Here is a 20,735-nt window from a genome sequence, read left to right as displayed (position 1 = left end):
TGGGACGGCGTGTCGCGAGGTCGACACGCACGCTCGCGGACTACGGAACGAAGTCGATCCGGACGCTGATGGGATCGGATTGCAGCGCCTTGAAGGTGGCTGTGACGAGCGGTTGCAGCCACCGTGACGTCGCAAAGCTTCGTGCCCGTGCCGCCGGGTCGTCGTCGGGGACGAAATGGGCACTGCCGTTTCGCCAGTGATCGCCTTGCCGGATGCGGACATTCGGGTCGTCGGCAACGTTGAGCGCCCACCCCGAGCGGCGTCCGTGCTGGGAGATCACCCATGCGCCGGTCGCGTCGAACCGCGCGGAAACGGGCACCGACCGCCAGCGGCGCGTCTTGCGGCCCATCGTCTGTAGTTCCGTCGCGAACGTGGTGCGAACACCGAGGCGCTGCAGCAGCGTCACTGCCGGATTGGCGATGTAGCGCCCGATGAGTCGCTCACGGCGGAATTTTCGTCGTGCCTGATCGGCCGTGCTCATCCAAACCTCTCTTTTTCAGAAATCGGTAGACCAATTGGTCTACTCGTCTTGCACGATAGTAGACTGAACGGTCTAGTGCAACGGATGGAGGTCGCGGTGTCCGCTCGGCAACGCTTGATCGACACGACGATCGCGCTTGTGCGCCGGCGCGGAGTGGGCAGCGCGAGTGTCTCGCAGATCCTCGAGGACAGCGGTCTTGCGCGCCGGACGTTGTACCTGAACTTTCCGAATGGCAAGCCCGAATTACTTGCCGCAGCAACCGAATCCGCTGCCGAAGGATTCGCGTCGATGCTGCGGGAATTTGTTGTGGTAGGTGATCCGGTCGCCTCCGTCGAGGCGTTCGTGCGGGCGTGGGAAGCCGCGCTGGCCGACAGCGACTACGGTGCCGGCTGCCCGATGGTGGCCGCCACGCTGGGCAGCTCAGAGGCGCCTGCCGCAGCCGAGGCTGCCGCCCACGCGTTCGCGCAGTGGGTGCGACTCATCGCCGCGCCTCTGGAGCAGGCCGGCATCAGCCACGGCGGCGCGCAGGACCTGGCGACCACGATCGTCGCGACTGTCGAAGGAGCGGTGATCCTCTCGATGGCGGCTCGCTCGCCGCTCCCGCTGCAGGGGGCGGGGCGTCATCTTGGAACGCTGATCCGCGCGACGCTCGCAGAGAACGCTCGCGCAACCGTAGCGGGCGACGTTGAAGCAACCGGTGCTAGCACATTGCAAGCTAGGTGAAAGCGCGTTGCGTACACTTCAGTTTGTGCGAACTCTGCATCTACGCAACGTGCCTGACGAGGTCATGAACCGGCTCGAACGCATGGCGCGCGCAGCGAATACGTCGGTGACCGCCGTCGCGATCCGGGAGCTCGATGCCGCGACCCGTCGCGTCGACAACGCCGCGTTGCTGGCTACCCTGCCTGATCTGAGCATTCCGACCGAGACGATCGTCGAACAGCTGGAATCCGAACGCAGATGATTGTCGTCGACGCGTCGGCCGCGGTGTCGGCGCTGTTGAATGACGGTCCGGCCCGGCGCGTCATCGCGGCCGGATCTCTACACGCGCCCCACGTGGTGGATGCGGAGGTGGTCAGCGTGCTGCGTCGACAGGTCATGGTCGGCCTGTTGGCGCCGGGCGCAGCACGCCGAGCCCTGGATGTGTGGACCAGCCTCGGGCTGATTCGCTATGCCGCTTTGCCTCTCCTGGAACGTGTTTGGGAGCTTCGATCCAGTGTTACGGCGTACGACGCGATGTATGTCGCTCTCGCCGAGAACCTGGAGTGTGCACTCGTGACGGCGGATACGCGGCTGTCCGGGGCGAACGGGCCGCGGTGTGTCATCACGGTCGTTCCGCGCTGAGTGCAGCACACTCGCGCCGAGCACCTACCGCAGCAGTGCGCCGTGCGGGCGGGTGGACATCGGCTTGGGCCGCACGATCTGCGGCCACCAGAACCACGGCCCCATCAGCGCGGCGATCGCCGGTGTCATGAACGCGCGCACCACCAGGGTGTCGAACAACAGGCCCAGGCCGATCGTCGTGCCCACCTGGGCCACCACCACCATGGCGCTCACCGACATCGAGATCATCGTGAACGCGAACACCAGACCGGCTGCCGTCACCACCGAGCCGCTGCCGCCCATCGCGCGGATGATGCCGGTGTTGATGCCGGCCGGGATCTCCTCTTTCATCCGGGCGACCAGCAGCAGGTTGTAGTCGGCGCCCACCGCCAACAGGATGATGACCGCCATCGCCATCACCATGAACTGCAGCTCCATGCCCAGGATGTGTTGCCACAGCAGCACCGACAGGCCGAACGACGCCCCGAGGGAGAGCACCACGGTGCCCACGATCACCGCGGCCGCCACGATCGCGCGGGTGATCAGCAACATGATGATGAAGATCAGCGACAGCGCGGCCACACCGGCGATCAGCAGGTCGTACTTGTTGCCTTCCTGCATGTCCTTGAACGCCGAGGCGGTGCCACCGACGTAGACCTTCGAGCCCTCCAGCGGTGTGCCCTTGATCGCTTCGAAGACGGCGGCCTTGATCGCGTCGATGCGGTTGATCCCGTCGGCCGACAGCGGGTCCTCTTCATGGGAGACGATGAACCGCGCGGCGTGGCCGTTGGGGGAGATGAAATTCTTGATGCCGCGCTTGAATTCGTCGTTGTCGAAGATCTCCGGCGGCAGGTAGAACGTGTCGTCGTTGAGTGAATCGTTGAACGCGGCACCCATCGCCGCCTGGTTCTCGCTCAACGCGGCCTGCTGATCCTGCATGCCGGCCTGAGTGGCCTGCTGGGTCAGCATCATGATCCGCATCCGCTTCATCGACTCGATCGAGGAGCGCATCAGCGGAACCATCTGCGGCATCAGCGCATCGAGGGCATGCATGTCCGGCAGCAGGTTCTGGATGTCGTCGACCATGGTGTCGACCCCGTCCAGGGTGTCGAACACCGACCGCATCGACCAGCACAGCGGGATCGTGAAGCAGTGCGGTTCCCAGTAGAGGTAACTGCGGATGGGGCGGAAGAAATCGTCGAAGTCGGCGATGTGATTGCGCAGGTCGGCTATGTCGACATACGTCTGGTCCATCTGGGTCACCATGCCGTGCATGGTGGTGCTCATCCGTTCCATCAGGTTGATCATCTGGGTCATCGTGTTGATGGTGTCTTGCATCTGCTCGCCCTGGACCAACATGTCGGCCATGCGGTCTTGCAGGTAGGAGCGGTTCATCGTCTGGTTGGTGCCGCCCATGCTGATCTGAGCCGGAATCGTGCTGTACTTCAACGGTTTTCCGGCAGGGCGGGTGATCGACTGCACCCGGCCGATGCCCGGAACCTTGGAGATGGCCTTGCTGATCCGTTCGATCACCAGGAAGTCCGCCGAGTTACGCAGATCCTGGTCGGTCTCGAGCAACACCAGCTCGGGGTTCATCCGGGCGATGGGGAAGTGCCGCTCGGCGGCCGCGAATCCCTCGTTGGCAGGCAGATCAGCCGGCAGGTACTTGCGGTCGTTGTAGTTGGCCTGGTAACCCGGCAACGTCACCAGCCCGACAAGGGCGATCATGATCGTCGCGAACAGGATGCCCCCGGGCCAGCGCACCACCGCCGCGCCCAGGCGCCGCCAGAACCGGATTCGCATGGCCCGCTTGGGTTCGAGCAGCCCGAAACGGCTGGCCACCGTCACGATCGCGGCACCCAGCGTCAACGCCGACACCACCGCGACCACCATGCCGACGGCCAGCGGCACGCCGAGAGACTTGAAATACGGCAGCCGGGTGAAGGACAGGCAGAACGTCGCCCCGGCGATCGTCATACCCGAGCCCAGCACCACGTGCGCGGTGCCGTGATACATCGTGTAGTAGGCGTCTTCGCGGCTCTGCCCGATCGAGCGGGCCTCCTGATACCGCCCGATCAAGAAGATCGCGTAATCGGTGGTCGCGGCGATCGCCAGTGTCACCAACAGCTGGGTCGCGAACGGCGACAAGCCGATCAGGTTGTGATAGCCCAGGAACGCGACCGCGCCGCGGGTGACGGTCAGACCCAGGATCAGCATCACCAACACGAGGCCGACCGTGATGAACGACCGGTAGAAGAACAGCAGCATCACGATGATCACGCCGATGGTGGTCAGCTCGATGATCCGGATGCTTCGGTCACCGGCGATCTGCTGGTCGGCCTGCAAAGCCGGGCCACCGGTGACGTACACCTTGACGCCGGGCGGCGGCGACAAGCCGTTGACGATCTTCTGGACGGCTTCGACCGACTCGTTGCCCAGCGTCTCGCCCATGTTGCCGGCCAGGGCGACCTGCACGTACACGGCCTTGGAGTCGGCGCTCAGCGCCCCGGCCTCGGTGAGCGGATCGCCCCAGAAGTCCTGGATGTGCTGCACGTGCGTGGTGTCGGCCCGCAGCTTGGCGATCATCTCTTTGTAGAACTGCTGCGCCGCGTCGCCGAGGGGCTCGTCGCCCTCCAGGACGATCATGGCCGAGCTGTCGGAGTCGGACTCCTCGAACACCTGGCCCGACCGCATCATCGCGATGACCGACGGCGCCTCCTTGGGCGACATCGACACCGCACGCAGCTTGCCGACTTCCTCCAGCTGCGGCACCGACACGTTCAGGACGACGATCAGGGCGACCCAGCCGAGGATGATCGGCACCGCCAGCCGGCGGATCCACTTCGCCAAGGCCGGTCGATGCGGCTGCTCGGCGGGGACCACGCGTTCTACGGTCGGGGTGCTCACCAGGCCCGAAAATCCTCACGTTCTCGGCCACACGGCAACAGGGCACACTGCGCACACTGCGGCGATTTACTTAGATAGTCATACCAGACGCCGGGCTGTCCGTGTGAGGTCGGTAACGCCGTTCTATCCGATCGCGGCCGCCTTGACGGCGCGGCTGACCTCCTGGCGCAGCCGCGCGTATTCGGCGCTGCGCCGAAGTTCGTCGGCGTCGACCCCGCTGCGGGGCAGGTCGACGGTCAGGTCCAGTGCGACCTGGCCGGGGCGACTGGTCAGCACCACGATGCGCGAGCCCAGAAACGCTGCCTCGTCGGCGCTGTGGGTGACGAACACGGTGGTCCGCCCGGATTCGGCGCTGACCTCGCGGACGTCTTCCTGCAGGCGCTCCCTGGTCAGGGCATCCAGAGCGGCAAACGGCTCGTCGAGCAGCAGCAGCGAGGTCTCGGGCCCCTCGGACGCCAACGCCCGCGCGATCGCGACCCGCTGCTGCTGACCGCCGCTGATCTCCCAGATCTTGCGGTGCGCAACATCGTCGAGGCCGACCCGGTGCAGCAACTCGTCTCGCCGCGCCGCCCGGCGGTCCCGAGCGGTGCCGGCGTACTTCAGCGCCAGCTCGACGTTGCCGCCGACCGACCGCCACGGGAACAGCCGCGGCTGCTGGAACACCACCCCTGCGGTCTGGCCGGGCACCGGCCGCCGGCCGGACACCGTGATCTCGCCGCTGCTGGGTGATTCGAACCCGGCGATCAGGCGCAGCAAGGTGCTCTTTCCGCAGCCCGAGGCCCCGACCAGGACCAGGAAGGAGCCTGGTTCCACGTCGAGATCCACCGGCCCCAGTGCGGTCGTCGTGCCGTAGCGGTGTTCGACGCCGCGGATCCGGATACCGCCGTCGGAGTGGGCCGCCGACGCCGAAACCGACGCGGCTGCCTCACTGGGTGATGACATCGGGTAATCCCTGCGTGTAGATCGCATCCTGGAATGTCTTCAGCGGTGACGCCGCCGGGATCTGCTTCTGGTCGGCGAGGAATTGCGACGCGCTCTGCAGGTTGACCGCGATATTGCCGGGATTGCCCTGGGTGCCCAGCCATTGTGGCGAGGCCACCTCCTGCGGGGTGAGGTACACCCCCTGATTGAGTTGGCCCTCCACGTCGGCCGGCGACAGACCGATCTCGGCGGCGATCGCCTTGGCCGCCGCGGCCGGATCGCTGTGGATGACGGTCAGCGCCCTGGCCTGCTGCTTGCGCCAGACGTCGACGACCTCGGGATGATCCTTGGCGAACGCGTTCGACACCGCGGCCAGATCCAGGGTGGGCTTGCCGTCGGTGGCCAGCTGGCGGCTGGTGATCAGGTCCTTGCCGGTTTTGCGGAGCTGGTCGAGGGTCGGCAGCCAAGTGTAGGCGGCGGCGATGTCACCGCGCTCCCAGGCTGCCAGGATAGCCTGCGGCTGCAGGTCGATGAGCTGAACATCGCTGGGCGACAACCCGTTCTGAGCCAGCGCGGCGAGCAGACTGTAGTGCGCGGTCGAGGCGAACGGGGTGGCCACCCGCTTGCCCTTGAGGTCCGCGATCGAGTTGATGCCGCTGCCGTTACGGGCGACGAGCGCCTCGTTGTCGCCGGCGACGTCGAGCACGAACGCCACGCTGTACGGAATGTTCAGCGGCGCCGACAGGCCGCGGGCGACCGGGCTGGAGCCCAGCGCGCCGAAGTCGAGTTCCTTGGCGATGAAGGCCGTGTTGACGTCGGCCCCGGAGTCGAACTTGATCCACTTGATGTTGTAGTCAGGCAACGCATCTTCCAGCCACCGGTTGTTCTTCACGATCAGATCGCCGCTGGGGAAGGTCTGGTATCCGATGCGCAGCGTCGGTTTGCCCGCGTCGTTCTTGCCGCGGTCGACCGAGCAGCCGGCCATCCCGATCATGGTGACGGCGGCGACGGCCACGGCGACGAGCTTGCGCAGTTTCATACTTTTCCTCTCCATGGGACGGCGCGACGCTCGACAGCGCGCAACAGACCGTCGATCACCAATCCCGAGATGCCGATCGCGAAGATGCCGACCAGCACCACGGGGGTGTTGTTGTAATTGCTGGCGTCCTTGACCAGGCCGCCGATGCCGGGAATGCCGTTGAACAACTCGGCGGCAACCACCGAGGAATAGGCCATGCCGACGGCCAGCCGGATACCGGTGAACGTCTCCGGAAGCGCGGAGGGAATCACGATGTCGCGCACCACATCACGACGCGATGCACCCAGTGCCCGGGCCGCCTCGACCAGGCTGACCGGGACGGCCACCACAGCCGCGGTGGTGGCGACCGCCGCGGGCGGCAACGCGGCCAGCGCCAGCAACGTCACCTTCGGCGCTTCGTCGATGCCGAGCCAGATCACCAGAAGGAAGAAGTACGCCAGTGGCGGCAGTGCCCGCAGGAAGGTCAGCCACGGTTCCAGCACGCTGCGCACCCAGGGGATCGAACCCATCACCAGACCGAGCGCGACGCCGACCGCCACCCCGATCACCACCCCGACGAACACTCGGCGCAGCGTCATGTAGAGGTGTTCGGCCAGCAGGTAACCGGCGTAGCCGCGAACACCGTCATGCGTGGTCGACACGTCGACGAAGGCATGCCAGACGGTGCTGGGGTACGGCACGAAGGTCTGATTCCAGATGCCGCTCGCCGCGGCACCCTGCCAGAGAAGAAAGAACACCAGCAGCGACAGCAGCGGCAACCCGGCACGGGTCAGCCAGCTCGGCCACCGGCCCCCGGCAGGGGTACCGGTGGCGTCGGCAGCCGCGACGTCGACGAATACAGACACCCGGACACCTTTGCGCGGGCGTCAACCAGCTGTGAATGTCTACGCTCAGCGCGAATCAAACTCCAGTTGCGCTCACGCCGACGCTAACCCTTTTCTCGTCCGGGCCCGCGGGGGAGGGTGATGCCCGCCTGTCCCCATTTGCCGTGTCCAAGGAGGCCCTGTGACGCAGGTGCACGATGCCGAGTCCGAGTTGCTCCGGCGCTTGCACGACGGCTCGCTGACCGAGATCGAGGTGGCCTGGAGCGACCCGTTCGGCCACGCCGCCGGTAAACGCATTCCCGCAGGCCAGTTCATCGACCGCGCCAAGCACGGGTTCGCGTTCTGCGAGGCGGCGCTGGGCTGGAACACCGACGGCACCGTGATCGACGGACTGCGGCTGACGAACTGGGGCGACGGGTACCCCGACGTCCACGCCATCCCCGATTTCTCCACCTACAAGGCGCTGCCGTGGCGAGCCGGTGTCGGCCACGTCATCTCCGACATCGTCCGGCCCGACGGCACACCGTCGCTGCTCGACCCGCGCGGAGTGCTGCGCCGGGTGATCGCGCGGCTGGGGTCGCTCGGCTTCACCGCGAAAGTGGGTGTGGAGTTCGAGTTCTACCTGCTCGAGCCCGATGGCTCCCCGATCCAGAACGATATTCACGCCTACTCTTTGGAGAACGCCAACGGGCTGGACCCAGTGCTCTCCGACCTGCACGAGACCCTCGGCGCGTTCATCCGGCTCGAGGGGGTGCAGACCGAATACGGACCCGGCCAGGTGGAGACCAACCTGGTGTACACCGATGCGCTGGCAGCCGCCGACGACGGTGCGCGGCTGAAGTACGCCGCCAAGGAGGTCGCCCGCAAGCACGGCAAGGTGGCCAGCTTCATGCCCAAGCCGTTCTCCGAGCACTCCGGAAGCTCAGCGCACCTGCACATCTCGCTGTGGCGCGGCGACGAGCCGGCGTTCGCCCCGGTCGACGGTCAAGAGGGTGAGCTGACACTGCTGGCCATCGCCGGTCTGCTCGAGCATCTTCCGTCGATCACCCTGTTCGGAGCGCACTCGGTCAACGCCTACCGGCGCTATACCCCGGATTCCTTCGCCCCCGACACCGTGAACTGGAGCCGCGACAACCGCAGTGCCGCCATCCGGTCGCTGGTCGAGGAAGCGCCGGGCGCTTCGCGCATCGAATTGCGTTCGGGCGCATCGGATGCCAACCCGTACTGGCTGATCGCCTCGGCGCTGGCCGCGGTGGTCGCCGGGCTGGAGGCCGGCCGGCCGCCGGGTGCCCCCGGCTCGGGCAACCTCTACGGCAGGGGCTCGCCACTGCCGGATTCACTGGGCACCGCGCTGGCGCTGACCGCGCAGGACGAGACGATCCTCGAGATCCTCGGCCCGGACTCGGTGGCTGATTTCATCTCGATCGCCCGCAGCGAATGGCAGGCCTACACCGGCCATGTCAGTGACTGGGAGCGGCAACGCTACCTGACCACCTCATGAGCGGCCCACGGTTCGGGGTATGGGCGCCGGTGTACGGCAATCACGGTGCCCGGCTGCACCCCGAGGATCTTCCGGATGCCGGCTACCGGCGCACCCGCGATCTGCTGGTGCACGCCGAGAGTCGCGGCTATGACGCCACTTTGGTCGCCCAGCACGTCATTCATCCCAGTGACACCGAAAACGACGTCCTGGAAACGTGGTCGACGCTGGCCGGACTGGCCGAGGCCACCGATCGGATCGAGTTGATCGGCGCCATCAAGCCGCTGCTGTTCAACCCGCTGGTGTTCGCCAAGATCGCCGCCAACATCGCCGACATCTCCGGCGGCCGGCTGTCGATCAATGTGGTGACCGGCTGGTTCCTGCCCGAACTCGAAGCGCTGGGCATCGACCCGCTGGCCCACGACGACCGCTACGCCTATACCCGGGACTGGTTGGACACCGTCACCGATCTGTGGAGCGGCAAGCACGTCGCGATCGGCGAGCGCGGCGGGCAGCAGGCGCTGGTGCGTCCCGTGCCCAAGCACGTCCCGCCGGTCTACGTCGGCGGCGAATCCGAACCCGGTCGCGAGCTGGGCGCATCGCGCGGCGACGTGTACTTCATCAACGGCAGGCCGCTGGCCGACACGACGGCGCTGATCGAGGACCTGCGGGCCCGGCCACGCGATCGCGGGCCGCTGCGATTCGGCTTGTCGGCCTTCGTGATCGCGCGCCCGACCGAGGCCGAGGCCAAGGCCGAGCAGGCCCATCTGCAGTCGTTGATCGACGCCGAATCACGGCCGGAGATCTCCAGCGGCACCGACCCCAACACCGCGATGTATCAGGTGCTGGCCGGCACCCGTCGCATCGGCTCGAACGGCGGCACCCTGGCCGGTCTGGTCGGCAGCTACGAGCAGGTGATCGACCGCATCGACGCCTTCCACGCCGCCGGCATCGAGTTGTTCATGTTGCAGTTCCAGCCGATCGAGTCCGAACTGGATCGTTTCGCCGACCACATCATCGGCCACTACCGCTGAAGGGCAATCACCACCGCATGACCGCATCGACTTCGCAAGCTCCCCGCCGCGCCGCGCCGCGCCCAGGTTTCACCAGCGACCCCTTGGCCGGTAGCCCCGCCGAGCGACTCGATCGCCTCGACGAGGTGGTCGACGGCCTGCGGTCCACCGATCCGGCCGCCGAGCGGGACCGGGTGCTGCAGTACGACGCCGTCGAGGCGATCCGCCGCACCGGGGTGCTGACCCTGCGGGTGCCGGCCCGCTATGGCGGACCGGGCGGATCGGTGCGTGACGTGCTGACCGCGGTGATCCGGATCGCCCGCGGCAGTTCCAATGTGGCCCAGGCGCTTCGGCCGCACTTCGGCTTCGCCGAGCGGCTGCTGAGCAACCGTGCCACCGAGGCTGAACGCGAGGAATGGTTCCCCCGGGTCAATGCCGGTGTGATCGTGGGCAACGCGATCACCGACGCGAAAGGCAAGACACCGGCCGGCGCCGACACCACGCTGCTGGCCGACGGGCAGGGTGTGCTGCGTCTCAACGGCTACAAGTTCTATTCCACCGGAACACTTTTCGCCGACCTGATCGCCGTCTCGGCCAGCGACGCGCAGGGGCGCGATCTCCAGGCGATCGTGCCGGTCGACCGTGCCGGGGTCGAGCTGTTCGACGACTGGGAGGGTTTCGGGCAGCGCACCACCGCCAGCGGCGGCACCCGGTTCACCGATGTCGAGGTGCACCCGCACGAGGTGACCACCGTCTCCGACGGCAAGCACCTCGGTCACAGCACCGCGTTCCTGCAGTTGTACCTCGCCGCGGTCGCCGCGGGTATCGCCGCCGCCGTGCGCGACGACGCCGTCTGGTACGTGCAGAACAAAGCGCGGCCGGCCGCGCATTCACTGGCCGACACCGCCGCCGGTGATCCCTTCACCCTGCACGCGGTGGGGGAGATCGCCGCGCACGCCTCGGCGGCCGAGGCGCTGGTGCTCAGCGCCGCCGACGCGCTCGACGCGGTGGTGGACAGCGGCCGCATCGACGACGCCGACGAGCTGGCCCGAGTGGCGATCGTCGTGGCCGAGGCGCAACTGATCGCCGAGCGGCTGACCCTGGCCGCGGCGGAGCGGCTTTTCGACACCGGCGGGGCGTCGGCCACCGCCCGCGCGCTCAACCTCGACCGGCACTGGCGCAACGTCCGCACGGTCGCCACCCACAACCCGCTGGCCTACAAGGCCCACGCGGCGGGCAACTACGTGGTCAACGGGGTGCGGCCACCGGCCAACGGCTACTTCTAGGTCACAGGCTCCCGAGGTCGTCGGGCACGTCGACGGCGTATTCCTGCAACGCCTCCAGCGGGACGACTTCCAGGGTCCGTTCATGGGTGCAGGCCAGCACCACGGGGGCGGCATGTCCGTCGGCATGCGCACGCAACCAGTTCAGCGCGGTCACGCACCATCGATCGCCGGGTGTCAGGCCCGGAAAGCGATATTGCGGCATCGGGGTGGACAGGTCGTTGCCGATCGAGCGTTGATGCTCGAGGAAGTCGGCGGTCACCACCGCGCAGATCGTGTGCCGCCCGGCGTCCTCCGGCCCGGTCGAACAACAGCCATCGCGAAAGAACCCCGTCATGGGGTCGGTTCCACACGGTTCCAGCGGACCGCCCAGTACGTTGCGCTCAGCCATCGTGTCAGTATCCCGTGCCCAGGGAAGCGATGTGGCTCGTCACGGGTTGTTAACGACAATGGTGCACGTCCTGAGAGGCCGGGATCGCGAGTTGGCGGCTGTGGCGACACTGCTGCGACAGGCCGCCGACAGCCGCGCAGGCGCGGTCATCTGCCTGCGCGGTGAGGCCGGCATCGGCAAAACCGCTCTGGTGCAGTCGATCGCCGCCGATGCGGCGTCAGGCGGATTTGCCGTGGGCGTTGGCAAGGCCGAGGAGTTACATCAGATCGCGGCGGGCGCGCCGCTGCTGGTCGCCCTTCGGTCCGGCCCCACCCCGCTGCTGGACGCCGAGACCTTCGCAGGGCTGGCGCCGGTGCACCACCAGCCGCTGTGGCTCGTCGACCGGATTGCCACCGCCCTGGCCGACCTCGCCGCGCGCCGCCCGGTCCTGATCGTCATCGACGACGCCCAGTGGGCCGATCCGGTGACCCGGTTCGCCCTGGACACATTGCCGGGCAGGCTGACCGGAGCGCCGGTGGTATGGCTGGTCGCGAGCCGTGAGCTCGCCGACCGGACCGCCCACCCGGCCGACAACGTGGCACGGCACCGGCTGGAGCTGGGCCCGCTGAGCGACGCCGACTTGGACGCGCTGGCCCGCGACCATCTGGGCGGCCCGGCCGACGGTGTCGCGCACCGACGACTGCACGCCCTCGGCGGCAACCCGTTCCTGGCTGTCCAGCTGTTGGCCGGGGTGGCGGCGGCACGCGAGGCGGGAACGAACGCCGAGGACATCCCGAGCTCGTTCACCGCCGCAATCGGCACGCGGCTGCGGGCGCTGAGCCCGGCGACCGCCGAGCTGGTCGAGTTCGCCGCGGTCTGGGGCCGGCCGCTGGACCTGTCCGACGCCGCCGAGCTGCTCGAGCGGGCTCCGGTTGCGGCGATCAGGGCGCGCCAGGCCGAAGCGCACGCGCGCGGTCTGCTGGCGCAGGATCGCGACCACATCGTCTTCGCCCACGACCTGATTCGCGACGCGGTCTACCAGTCCGTGCCCACCGCCGCTCGCCGTGAGCTGCACCTGCGCTCTGCCAAATACCTGGTGGCTTCCGGCAAGGGTGTGGTGGCCGCGGCGCCGCACGCCCGCGCCGGGGCGCGGTTCGGCGATCTCGAGGTGGTCGAGATCCTGCGCGGTGCGGCCGCTGAGATCTCGTTGACGATGCCCGCCGTCGCCGCACCGATGATCGTCGAGGCGTTCGGCCTGCTCGGCCCCGACGACAGCCGGCGCCCCGAACTCGGCGAGCAATGTGCCGACATCCTGATCCGTGCCCAGCGCGGCCACGAGGCCGTCGCCGTGATCGACGCGCTGCTGGCCGCCACGGCCGACACGGACGCCCGCGCTCACCTGCAATCGCTTGCCGCCCAAGCGTTGTGGTTGACCGGTCAACTCGACGAGATCGACCGCCGGGTGGTCGAGGCACGGGCGCGGCCTGCGGTGTCCCCGAGGTTGCTCGCCCGGCTTGCGGCCGTCGACGCCCTGGTGATGACGCGCACCGCCACCGCACACGACGCCATCGCGGCCGCCGAGGCGGCGCTGGCGCACGGCCGGGCCCTGGGCGACGAACGCACCCAGCTGCTGGCCTTGCAGACCCTGGCCGAAGCAGGCACCGCCGAAGGCCGGCACGCCACGGCCCGCGGGCACTACCGAGCGCTGCGTGCCCTCGGCGGCACGACCTACCTCGCCGGGGAGATCCTGGCCCTGCAGCAACTGGACCGGTTCGCGGAAGCCGACGAGCTGCTGGCCCGGGCCCGGCACACGGAGCACGGCACCCCCGGCGACCACGACCTGCCGTCGCTGGTGTTCGCCCAACTCCTGCAGGACTTCAAACTCGGCCGCCTGCCGCAGGCCGAGACCGGCGCGCTGACGATGATCCGGCTGTGCGACGAGACCGGCACCTACGTCCACAAATTCGAGGCGTGGCTGACGGCGGGCATCGTCGCGGTCATCCGAGGTGATCTGGCGCTGGCCCGCGAACGGCTGCAGTCGGCCGAGGAGGCCGGGCCGGCCGACGACGCCGTGCGCCGACCGCCGATGCTGTTGATCAAGGGCCGGATCGCCGGCGCCGAAGGCCGGTTCGACGACAGTGTGCGCATCCTCAAGCCGCTGATGGCCGCATTGGCGCAGTCCCGGTCGTGGTGGCCGCGTAACCCCGAGCTGCTGCGCGTGCAGGCCGGCATCGCAGTCGGCGCCGGCGATCACGAATTCGCCACGCAGACCATCGAACGCGCCCGGCTGGCGGCCGACCGTAATCCCGGGGTGGCCAGCTTCGAGGGGGTGGCGCTGCAGGTCGAGGGATTCGTCACCCGCGACGCGGCGATCTTGCGCAGCGCGGTCAAGATTCTTCGGGAGTCGCCGCGACCGCTGCTGCTGGCCGGCGCGCTGGCGGACTACGGCGCCGCGCTGGTGGACACGGGCGACCGGCACACCGGCGTCACGGTGCTCTCAGAGGCCGCCGAGATGTTTGCGGGCCTCGGTGCGAACTTCTATCTGCACGGCGTGCAACGCGATCTGGCCCGGGCGGCCGCACCGGCCGATGCCGGGGATGCCCTGACCAAGGCCGAGCAGCGGGTCGCGGAGCTGGTGAGTGAGGGCCACACCAACCAATCCGTAGCCTCCGCGCTAGGGGTGTCGGTGCACACCGTCAACACCCATCTACGTGCGGTGTACCGCAAGATGGGCGTGCGTTCCCGGGTGCAGCTCGCCAACGCGTTGAGTGCCAGGACGTCCCGGCACCGCTGATTCCGAAGCTGTGGCGCAGGTCGGGGCCGGGCCGGACCTCATCAATTCGTGCGATGGTCAGCCGAACTTACTCAACAGTAGGTTCTGCGATTGTCAGTACAAACCTCAACATCTCGGGATCTCTCATGCAACGTGCTGTTCGTTCCTCCGTCACGGCGGGCGTGGCGTTCCTCGGCGCCGGCGTCATCGCCGCCTCGCCGATCGCGCCCCCGATGCCGGACCTCCACCTCCCGGCGATCCACGTCGACGCAGCCCTCGCGGCGGCGGTCAGCCCGCTCGACGCCTACAAGCAGGTCTTCGCGACCACGATGGCCGACATCACGGCCCTGGTCGACGCGGCCGATCCCGGTGAGGTGCTCAAGCAGATCGTCGCCAACCAGGTCGCGAGTTTCACCGCGCTCGGCGGCGCGCTGAACACGGCGGGCAAGGACACCTTCACGGCGCTGACCGCGACCACGCCTGAGCTGCTGAGGACGGTGCTGACGTCGCTTGCCGCAGGCGATGTGGAAGCAGCGAACAACGCCCTGCTCACGGTTCCGCTGGTGGTCGCGCTGCCGCTGATCAACCTGGTGCCCGCCATCGAGAAGTTCGCCACCCAGCCGTTGCAGAACCTGATCAACGTCGCAGGGGTGTTTCGCGATCCGCTGCAGGACGCCATTTACGCCGTGGGTCTGCTCGGGCCGGTCATCAGCGGCCTGGGCGCCACCGGCACCGCGATGCAGAACGTCATCGACGCGGTCCGTGCGGGCGACCCGCAGCAGGTGGTCAACGCGATCCTCACCGGCCCGGCGACGGTCCTCGACGGTGTGCTCAACGGCGGGTACGGCCCCGACCTCGGGCCGCTCGTGGGTCCGGGTCTGACCGTGCTGGCCGGCGGGATCTTCTCGTCGAGCAACATCTCCATCGGGCCCGACGGCGGGATCATCCTCAATTCCGCAGGCCCCATTTCGACCTTGCAGACGCTGGCCCACCAGATTGCCCAGGCGATCAAGCCGCCCGCGGCCGTCACCGCGGCGCTTCACCTCACGGCACACCCGGCGGCGGTCAGTGCCGAGACTCCGGCGACCTCCGACACGCCGGCGGTGGCCGAGACACCTGCCAAGGTCGACGACGACGCGTCGGCTGCGCCGGTTGCGCCCAAGGCTGCGGCAAAGCCGTTGCGGCACCGGCTGTCTACGACCGCGGTCAAAGGCGGCGACGGCAAATCCGGCTCTGCCGGCGGGACGAAGAGCCCCCACAAGTCCGGCGGTCGCGGGCACAGCGGCCGCTAACCGGCAGTGGGCCCCTCCTCACCCCCGGGGAGGGGCCCACGCTCGCGGCGCCCACGCCACCCGCGGTAGCCGCGATGAGCGGCGAATGCCCCGATGATCGCGGTGACGCACCACACCCCGACCGCGACGTAGGCCAGCGGCGAGGACAGATCCGAAATCGACGCTCCCAGCGCGGTATAGACGAAGGCTCGCGGTGCCGATCCGATGAACGCCCCGATCGCCATCTGCCACAACGGCATTCCGAAGGCGCCGAAGGCATAGGACGCCAGCGCATCGGAGATACCGGGCACGAATCGCTGACCGACGACCGCCCACAAGCCGCGACGGCGGATCGCAGCGTCGATCCGCGCCGACCACTGCGCACCGAGCAGCACCCGGGCGCTGTCGCGGCCGGCCCGCCGACCCAGTAAGGCGGCGATCACCGCGGTCGTCACCGTCGACCCGAGGGTCACGAACGTGCCGAGCAGCGGTCCGAACAACACCCCGCTGCCGGCGGCCAGCAGCGGGCCGGGGACGAACACCGCGGCCAGCGCCGCGGACACCGCAAGATAGATCAGGGGAGCGACCGGTCCGCTGGCCGCCACCGCGTCACGGATCTGTGCGACGTCGATGATCCGGGACACCGCCACCAGATAGAACAGCCCCAGCAGGAACGCGACGAACACGGCGAGCCGCAGAACATGGGGCCATCGGCGAACCGGCGGCGGATCTAGCGTGTCGGCCATGCAGCCTTTGTAGTGGACCGGGCGAGCCGAAGCCGAATCAGACCAGGGTGTCCTTCAACGGGGTCAGGTTGGTCTTCATCAGCACGACGTTGTAGTTGCCCCACAGCGACATGTTCCAGTACAGGGTGCTGTCATCGGGATTGCCGTTGTTGTCGACCAGCTTTCCGGTGCCCGACCACGGATGGATCATCGGCGCGTACAGCCCTGGATAGGTCGCCGAGGTGGCCACGGTGATCGGCGCCGACCACTGGCCGTTGGGCTCGTCGGCATAACGCAGCTGGATGTTGTTCTTGCCGTCGGCGTACATCATCACGTACTTGCCCAGGTAATCGTTGTACTGGACCGACATCTCGCTGACATTGCCGCCGGTCTTGGCGCCGAACAGGCCGCCGAGCATCCCGCCGAACACCTTGGGATTGTTGGCCCAGTCCAGGATGGGTCCGAAAAGGCCGGCCGAGCGAGTGGAATCGCCGATGATCGGGGTGGCGGCGACGGGCTTGCCGGTCACCCAGTCCTTGCCGTTCCAGTACTGGTACTTGGCCAGGTTGTTGACGTCGTCGACGGCGACCCGGGACAGATAGGCCGAGCCGGCCCGCCCCGACGGCGTGCCGAACGCGTACAGGTATTGGGTCTCACCCTCGCCGACCTGGTCGGCGGGCTGCAGCACGTAGGCGGCCTGCTGGAAGTTCTGGTTGCCCGGGACGTAGGGCTTCGAGGAGCCGAACCAGCTGGCCGAGCGGATGGTCGAGGGCACCAGCACCCACTTGTCGGTGTCCTGGTTGTACATCGAGATCGCCGAGTAGTTGGTGGTCCACCGGCCCGGGGTGTCCCACGACTTGACCGACATGTAGTTGACGTACTGCTCGTTGTTCAGCGAGATCGCCGAGGTGGGGATGATTGTCACCTCGGAGCCGAAGATGGGGAACAACGCGCTGGGTGCGCTTGGGATGAACTGGTAGGCGTACCCGGACTGATCCAGGGTGAGGCCGTTGGTCAGGTTCTTGTCGATGCTGAGCAACAGGACGTTGGAGCGCCAGTCCCCGGTCATGTTCGGCCCGCTGAAGGTGTCTCCGAACGCCAGCTGGATCTTGCCGGTCAGCCCGTTCTCCCACATGATGCCGAGATCGGTGCCGTAGATCCCGAAGACCTTGGTGTTGTTGGTCTGTGGCCATCCGATCCCGGGGTAGGCGGTGTTCGACTGACCGGTCACCCAACCGACCGGTGCCGACGACAGACTGCGCGGCGAGGTCGCCACGGCGGCCGTCGGAGCCGGCGCGGCCGTCGACACCGACGCGGCGGCGGGCGTGGCGGAGGACGCGACTCGGTCACGCCGGCCGGAAGTCGCGAGTCCGGCCAGGGCGGCGGCGACGGGGGAGTCCGGGGCGTCGCCGTTGCCGCCCGGGCCGACTCCGACCGCGGCCAGGGCCCGGGCGGTCGCCTTCACCGTCACCGTCTGCGGGGTGCGGGCGGAGCGGGCGGTGGCGGGCGCGCTCGTCGTGCTGCGCGCGGTGGTCTTGTTCGAGGCCCGCGGCGAAGACCCGGTCGACGACGAGGTCTTACTGGCCTTCGGGGCTGAGGACCCGGTGCTCGACGAGTCCGAGCCGCCGCTGTCGGACGGTGCGGCCCAGGCCATTCCGGCTCCACTGAGAATCGCCGTGCCGATACCCAGAGCCACTGCCAGGCCGCCGAGACGACCTACGTACGCCGCTGCATTCTTCGTAGGACCCATCACATCTCCCCTTGCTCTGAGCACAGACGGTACCGCATCTGGCAAACCTCATGGCTCACTCTGACCACGAACGCGCAAACAAATTCCCCGGTCAAGCGATTACGAGAAGCCTGCGCGGCGATAGGATCACGACGCGGGAGGGCGGTCGTCGGCGAATCGTGACGCGACTGTGACGCGGGACCGAGGAAACTCCAGGGGTTGCCAGGAGCGTCAATTTCTGGAAAGATCCCGTTCTCGAACAGGCATTCAGGCCTATCTAAGGCCCCCGGCGAGGGCGAGTTCGCCACTTCTGGAACAGGAATCGTATGAATTCGCCCTCTGTTGCCGCTCGTCTTGCCGCCGTCGCCGGCGGCGCCGCACTCATTGCCATGGCCTCGCTGGTCGCCTCGTGCGGTACGAGCGAGAATCCGGCGCCGACCAGCACCACGTCGACGACGACGCCGACCAGTCCGTCGGCCACTCCCACCGAGAAGGTGCTCAATCCCTCCAACCCCAACAAATTCAGCCCGACGGTGATCGCCCCGCCGGCGCCGACCGAATCGGGTGGGAACCACCACCACGGTCTCAACGGGATCGGCTGAGCTCCCGGGCGATCGCGGCGTGATAGCGATCGATGTTGGCCGGGTTGACGATTCGGAAGAACTCGTCGGGCATCGGGGCATCCTTGGGCGCCTCGATGGTCATCGTGCGGGTGAAGAGGGTGACATCCTCACCTGGCCGGCTGAAGCGGTACTCGACGGTGATCCGGCCGTCCATGCCGCCGTTGCCCGCTCGGTCGTGGCCGAGCCGGCCGACGGAGGTGAACACCCACAGCTTCGGCCGCTCGGCGATGGCCAGATGCCAGGTGAAGATGCGGTCGGAGTCGGGGCCGCCTTCCTCCCAGGTGTCGCCGACCGTCAGCGGCAGGGCGTCGAGCTTGCCCACGTAGTTGCTTCCCGGGTACGTCTTGGTCCAGTTCGCGGGATTGGTGACGAAGTCGTAGATCGTCTCCGGTGACTGACGCAACGCCGTCGCCGAACTCGTGGTCACGATGCCCAAGGGGGTCGCCTTTCTGGTCGGCTGTCTCGGGCAGTTTACACATTCACGCCGATCTGTAACTTTAGTGCTGACGCGGCGGTATGGTCCGACAGTGCGTTCGGTTGTGCGCTTCGGCGCCCACGTTGGCCGCGGTGCGCGGCGCGTCGCCCTGGACGGTGCGCTGGGGGCGGCGCGGTCGTTCCCGCGCCGGATCACGGATCTGACCCCCGGCACCCTGTCGGGCATCCTCGGCCGACGGGTCGACTCGGTGACTCGCCTCGGCGGCGCGGCGGGGACATCGAGCCGAGCCCGGCTGGGCCTCAGCGGAGACGGTGTGCCCCCTTCGGTGTTCGTGAAGATGTCGGCCGCGGGGGCCGGCATCAGAATGCTGGGCGAACTGGCCGGCCTCGGCGCGACCGAGGCACGCTTCTACCGCGAGCTTGCCCCCGAACTCGGTGCGAGCGTTCCCCTCTCGTACGGGTCGGCCTTCGACACGCTGACCGGTCGTTATGTCATCGTGCTCGAGGACATGCCCACCTCGTCATGCCAGTTCCCGGACACGCTGCACCCCCTGTCGGCCGACCAGATGGCGCAACTGGTCGAGGTGCTGGCGGGCCTGCACGCCACGTTCTGGGGCCGGTTGCCCCAAAAGCATGGCGAGGGTGGGCAATTCGGCTGGCTGCTGGCGCCGTCGGAGGACCCGGCCAATCTGATGACGCCCACGGTGCTCCGGGCGTCGGCGCGCCGGCTGGCCCGCTCGACGTCGATACCGGTGGCTGCGGGCCGCGATATCTGGACGGACCTTCCAGCGGCCCTGGCCACGATCGACAGCGGTCCGCATACCGTTCTGCACGGTGACTGTCACCCGGGAAACACCTACCTCCGCGACGGGCGCGCCGGTCTGCTCGACTGGCAGGTCGTCCGCCGTGGCCACCCGTCCCGCGACCTGGCGTATGCGATCGTGCTCGGCACGCCTTCCGGCGACCGGTCACGTGTGGAACGTGACCTCCTCGGCACCTACCGCAGCGCGCTGGCCGCCCGCGGCGGCCCGCTCCTGGATCACGACGAGTTGTGGACGCGCTACCGGCAAGCCGTTGTGCACCCGTACATTTCGGGGCTGGCGACGGCGGGCCTCGGCGGCATGCAGGACGACGCCATCGCCATGGAGGGCTTACGGCGTGCGGTGACGGCGCTGGAAGAACTCGACACCGTCGCCGCGTTGCGACTGAATCGCTGAGATTACTTGGGGCAGTTGATGGTGACGAAAGCGAGGCCTTGGCTACCTGCCGAACCCGTTGTGTTGATATCCGTCACGGTGCACTGCGACAGTGGGGAAAGCGGAGCCCCGTTCTCATACTGCAATTGCACGTCATAGCCGGCGGCGTCGAGGTCACGGATGGTGGCGGCGGCCGACTCCGACCCGGGCTCGGGGATGCTCGGGGGATCGGCAACGGCCAACGGGGCCAAGGCAATCGAAGCGCCAACGGCGATCAGCAACGGTGCGACGTAGCGCAGGTCGAGCGACATCAGGGTCCTTCCTGGACGGCCGGCTCACGGG

The 20,735-nt window shown here is 68.0% G+C and carries 20 protein-coding genes; 10 read left to right on the top strand and 10 right to left on the bottom strand.

The window, feature by feature from the left end:
- Positions 1-40: 40 nt before the first annotated feature.
- Positions 41-481 (bottom strand): nitroreductase family deazaflavin-dependent oxidoreductase, encoded by a 441-nt coding sequence (locus MSZK_RS19575; protein WP_099250338.1) that lies wholly within the window; start codon positions 479-481, stop codon positions 41-43.
- An 84-nt stretch (positions 482-565) separates the two neighbouring features.
- On the opposite strand from MSZK_RS19575, the gene MSZK_RS19570 reads away from it, so the two are divergent.
- From MSZK_RS19570 to MSZK_RS19560, 3 genes are read left to right on the top strand one after another with little or no spacing between them, the layout of a single operon-like run.
- Positions 566-1,204: a TetR/AcrR family transcriptional regulator gene (locus tag MSZK_RS19570; RefSeq protein ID WP_099250337.1), complete on the top strand. Its 639-nt coding sequence runs from the start codon at positions 566-568 to the stop codon at positions 1,202-1,204.
- Positions 1,205-1,229: 25 nt separating this feature from the next.
- Entirely contained in the window at positions 1,230-1,445 is a 216-nt protein-coding gene (locus MSZK_RS19565; protein WP_099250336.1) for an antitoxin, read from the top strand.
- Complete coding sequence (locus MSZK_RS19560; RefSeq protein ID WP_099250335.1) at positions 1,442-1,825, top strand: type II toxin-antitoxin system VapC family toxin; 384 nt, start codon at positions 1,442-1,444, stop codon at positions 1,823-1,825. Before MSZK_RS19565 ends, MSZK_RS19560 begins: the two co-directional genes overlap by 4 nt.
- Positions 1,826-1,849: 24 nt before the next feature.
- Here the strand turns inward: MSZK_RS19560 and MSZK_RS19555 are convergent, their stop codons facing one another.
- The 4 genes from MSZK_RS19555 to MSZK_RS19540 form a co-directional block, all read right to left on the bottom strand.
- On the bottom strand, positions 1,850-4,711 hold the full coding sequence (locus MSZK_RS19555; protein ID WP_099250334.1) for an RND family transporter: 2,862 nt from the start codon (positions 4,709-4,711) through the stop codon (positions 1,850-1,852).
- Between the two features lie 123 nt (positions 4,712-4,834).
- Positions 4,835-5,653 carry an ABC transporter ATP-binding protein gene (locus MSZK_RS19550; protein WP_099250333.1) on the bottom strand — a complete coding sequence of 273 codons (819 nt, stop codon included), beginning with the start codon at positions 5,651-5,653 and terminating at the stop codon, positions 4,835-4,837.
- Positions 5,637-6,671: an ABC transporter substrate-binding protein gene (locus MSZK_RS19545; RefSeq protein WP_099250332.1), complete on the bottom strand. Its 1,035-nt coding sequence runs from the start codon at positions 6,669-6,671 to the stop codon at positions 5,637-5,639. The genes MSZK_RS19550 and MSZK_RS19545 overlap by 17 nt, the downstream gene beginning before the upstream one ends.
- Positions 6,668-7,516: an ABC transporter permease gene (locus MSZK_RS19540; protein ID WP_099250331.1), complete on the bottom strand. Its 849-nt coding sequence runs from the start codon at positions 7,514-7,516 to the stop codon at positions 6,668-6,670. Before MSZK_RS19540 ends, MSZK_RS19545 begins: the two co-directional genes overlap by 4 nt.
- Before the next feature lie 160 nt (positions 7,517-7,676).
- On the opposite strand from MSZK_RS19540, the gene MSZK_RS19535 reads away from it, so the two are divergent.
- From MSZK_RS19535 to MSZK_RS19525, 3 genes are read left to right on the top strand one after another with little or no spacing between them, the layout of a single operon-like run.
- Entirely contained in the window at positions 7,677-8,996 is a 1,320-nt protein-coding gene (locus MSZK_RS19535; RefSeq protein WP_099250330.1) for a glutamine synthetase family protein, read from the top strand.
- A complete protein-coding gene (locus tag MSZK_RS19530; RefSeq protein WP_099250329.1) occupies positions 8,993-10,009 on the top strand; it encodes an LLM class flavin-dependent oxidoreductase in 1,017 nt (338 codons plus the stop codon). The genes MSZK_RS19535 and MSZK_RS19530 overlap by 4 nt, the downstream gene beginning before the upstream one ends.
- A gap of 17 nt (positions 10,010-10,026) precedes the next feature.
- Positions 10,027-11,274, top strand: a complete 1,248-nt coding sequence (locus MSZK_RS19525; RefSeq protein WP_099250328.1) for an acyl-CoA dehydrogenase family protein — start codon at positions 10,027-10,029, stop codon at positions 11,272-11,274.
- Position 11,275: 1 nt separating this feature from the next.
- On the opposite strand, the gene MSZK_RS19520 is transcribed toward MSZK_RS19525, so the two are convergent.
- Complete coding sequence (locus MSZK_RS19520) at positions 11,276-11,662, bottom strand: DUF2237 family protein (RefSeq protein WP_099250417.1); 387 nt, start codon at positions 11,660-11,662, stop codon at positions 11,276-11,278.
- Between MSZK_RS19520 and MSZK_RS19515 the strand changes: the two genes are divergently transcribed.
- On the top strand, positions 11,607-14,435 hold the full coding sequence (locus MSZK_RS19515) for a LuxR family transcriptional regulator (RefSeq protein WP_099250327.1): 2,829 nt from the start codon (positions 11,607-11,609) through the stop codon (positions 14,433-14,435). The two genes, MSZK_RS19520 and MSZK_RS19515, sit on opposite strands and share 56 nt — an antisense overlap.
- A gap of 125 nt (positions 14,436-14,560) precedes the next feature.
- Positions 14,561-15,706: a hypothetical protein gene (locus MSZK_RS19510; protein WP_142389963.1), complete on the top strand. Its 1,146-nt coding sequence runs from the start codon at positions 14,561-14,563 to the stop codon at positions 15,704-15,706.
- On the opposite strand, the gene MSZK_RS19505 is transcribed toward MSZK_RS19510, so the two are convergent.
- Positions 15,703-16,431 carry a TVP38/TMEM64 family protein gene (locus tag MSZK_RS19505; RefSeq protein ID WP_099250325.1) on the bottom strand — a complete coding sequence of 243 codons (729 nt, stop codon included), beginning with the start codon at positions 16,429-16,431 and terminating at the stop codon, positions 15,703-15,705. The genes MSZK_RS19510 and MSZK_RS19505 overlap by 4 nt on opposite strands.
- A 37-nt stretch (positions 16,432-16,468) precedes the next feature.
- The gene (locus tag MSZK_RS19500; RefSeq protein WP_099250324.1) at positions 16,469-18,160 is read right to left on the bottom strand and encodes a DUF4185 domain-containing protein; all 1,692 of its coding nucleotides are present in this window, start codon (positions 18,158-18,160) and stop codon (positions 16,469-16,471) included.
- Positions 18,161-18,465: 305 nt separating this feature from the next.
- On the opposite strand from MSZK_RS19500, the gene MSZK_RS19495 reads away from it, so the two are divergent.
- A complete protein-coding gene (locus MSZK_RS19495; protein WP_099250323.1) occupies positions 18,466-18,741 on the top strand; it encodes a hypothetical protein in 276 nt (91 codons plus the stop codon).
- On the opposite strand, the gene MSZK_RS19490 is transcribed toward MSZK_RS19495, so the two are convergent.
- Positions 18,725-19,198, bottom strand: a complete 474-nt coding sequence (locus MSZK_RS19490; RefSeq protein WP_099250322.1) for an SRPBCC family protein — start codon at positions 19,196-19,198, stop codon at positions 18,725-18,727. The two genes, MSZK_RS19495 and MSZK_RS19490, sit on opposite strands and share 17 nt — an antisense overlap.
- Positions 19,199-19,289: 91 nt before the next feature.
- Here MSZK_RS19490 and MSZK_RS19485 point away from each other — a divergent pair, with 91 nt between their 5' ends.
- Positions 19,290-20,414 (top strand): phosphotransferase family protein, encoded by a 1,125-nt coding sequence (locus MSZK_RS19485; RefSeq protein WP_099250321.1) that lies wholly within the window; start codon positions 19,290-19,292, stop codon positions 20,412-20,414.
- A 2-nt stretch (positions 20,415-20,416) separates the two neighbouring features.
- On the opposite strand, the gene MSZK_RS19480 is transcribed toward MSZK_RS19485, so the two are convergent.
- Complete coding sequence (locus MSZK_RS19480) at positions 20,417-20,704, bottom strand: hypothetical protein (RefSeq protein WP_099250320.1); 288 nt, start codon at positions 20,702-20,704, stop codon at positions 20,417-20,419.
- Between the last annotated feature and the right edge of the window lie 31 nt (positions 20,705-20,735).

This window comes from Mycobacterium sp. shizuoka-1 (assembly GCF_002723835.1).
Classification (GTDB): Bacteria; Actinomycetota; Actinomycetes; order Mycobacteriales; family Mycobacteriaceae; genus Mycobacterium.
The sequence above is the reverse complement of the archived record's forward strand: the minus strand, read 5'-3'. Positions and strand labels throughout refer to the sequence as shown.

Coding starts and splice junctions, on each gene's coding strand:
- MSZK_RS19530 (WP_099250329.1), top strand. CDS start 8,993: ATGAGCGGCCCACGGTTCGGGGTATGGGCGCCGGTGTACGGCAATCAC.
- MSZK_RS19510 (WP_142389963.1), top strand. CDS start 14,561: ATGCAACGTGCTGTTCGTTCCTCCGTCACGGCGGGCGTGGCGTTCCTC.
- MSZK_RS19505 (WP_099250325.1), bottom strand. CDS start 16,431: ATGGCCGACACGCTAGATCCGCCGCCGGTTCGCCGATGGCCCCATGTT.
- MSZK_RS19520 (WP_099250417.1), bottom strand. CDS start 11,662: ATGGCTGAGCGCAACGTACTGGGCGGTCCGCTGGAACCGTGTGGAACC.
- MSZK_RS19525 (WP_099250328.1), top strand. CDS start 10,027: ATGACCGCATCGACTTCGCAAGCTCCCCGCCGCGCCGCGCCGCGCCCA.
- MSZK_RS19575 (WP_099250338.1), bottom strand. CDS start 481: ATGAGCACGGCCGATCAGGCACGACGAAAATTCCGCCGTGAGCGACTC.
- MSZK_RS19480 (WP_099250320.1), bottom strand. CDS start 20,704: ATGTCGCTCGACCTGCGCTACGTCGCACCGTTGCTGATCGCCGTTGGC.
- MSZK_RS19500 (WP_099250324.1), bottom strand. CDS start 18,160: ATGGGTCCTACGAAGAATGCAGCGGCGTACGTAGGTCGTCTCGGCGGC.
- MSZK_RS19515 (WP_099250327.1), top strand. CDS start 11,607: ATGGGGTCGGTTCCACACGGTTCCAGCGGACCGCCCAGTACGTTGCGC.
- MSZK_RS19545 (WP_099250332.1), bottom strand. CDS start 6,671: ATGAAACTGCGCAAGCTCGTCGCCGTGGCCGTCGCCGCCGTCACCATG.
- MSZK_RS19495 (WP_099250323.1), top strand. CDS start 18,466: ATGAATTCGCCCTCTGTTGCCGCTCGTCTTGCCGCCGTCGCCGGCGGC.
- MSZK_RS19570 (WP_099250337.1), top strand. CDS start 566: ATGGAGGTCGCGGTGTCCGCTCGGCAACGCTTGATCGACACGACGATC.
- MSZK_RS19560 (WP_099250335.1), top strand. CDS start 1,442: ATGATTGTCGTCGACGCGTCGGCCGCGGTGTCGGCGCTGTTGAATGAC.
- MSZK_RS19550 (WP_099250333.1), bottom strand. CDS start 5,653: ATGTCATCACCCAGTGAGGCAGCCGCGTCGGTTTCGGCGTCGGCGGCC.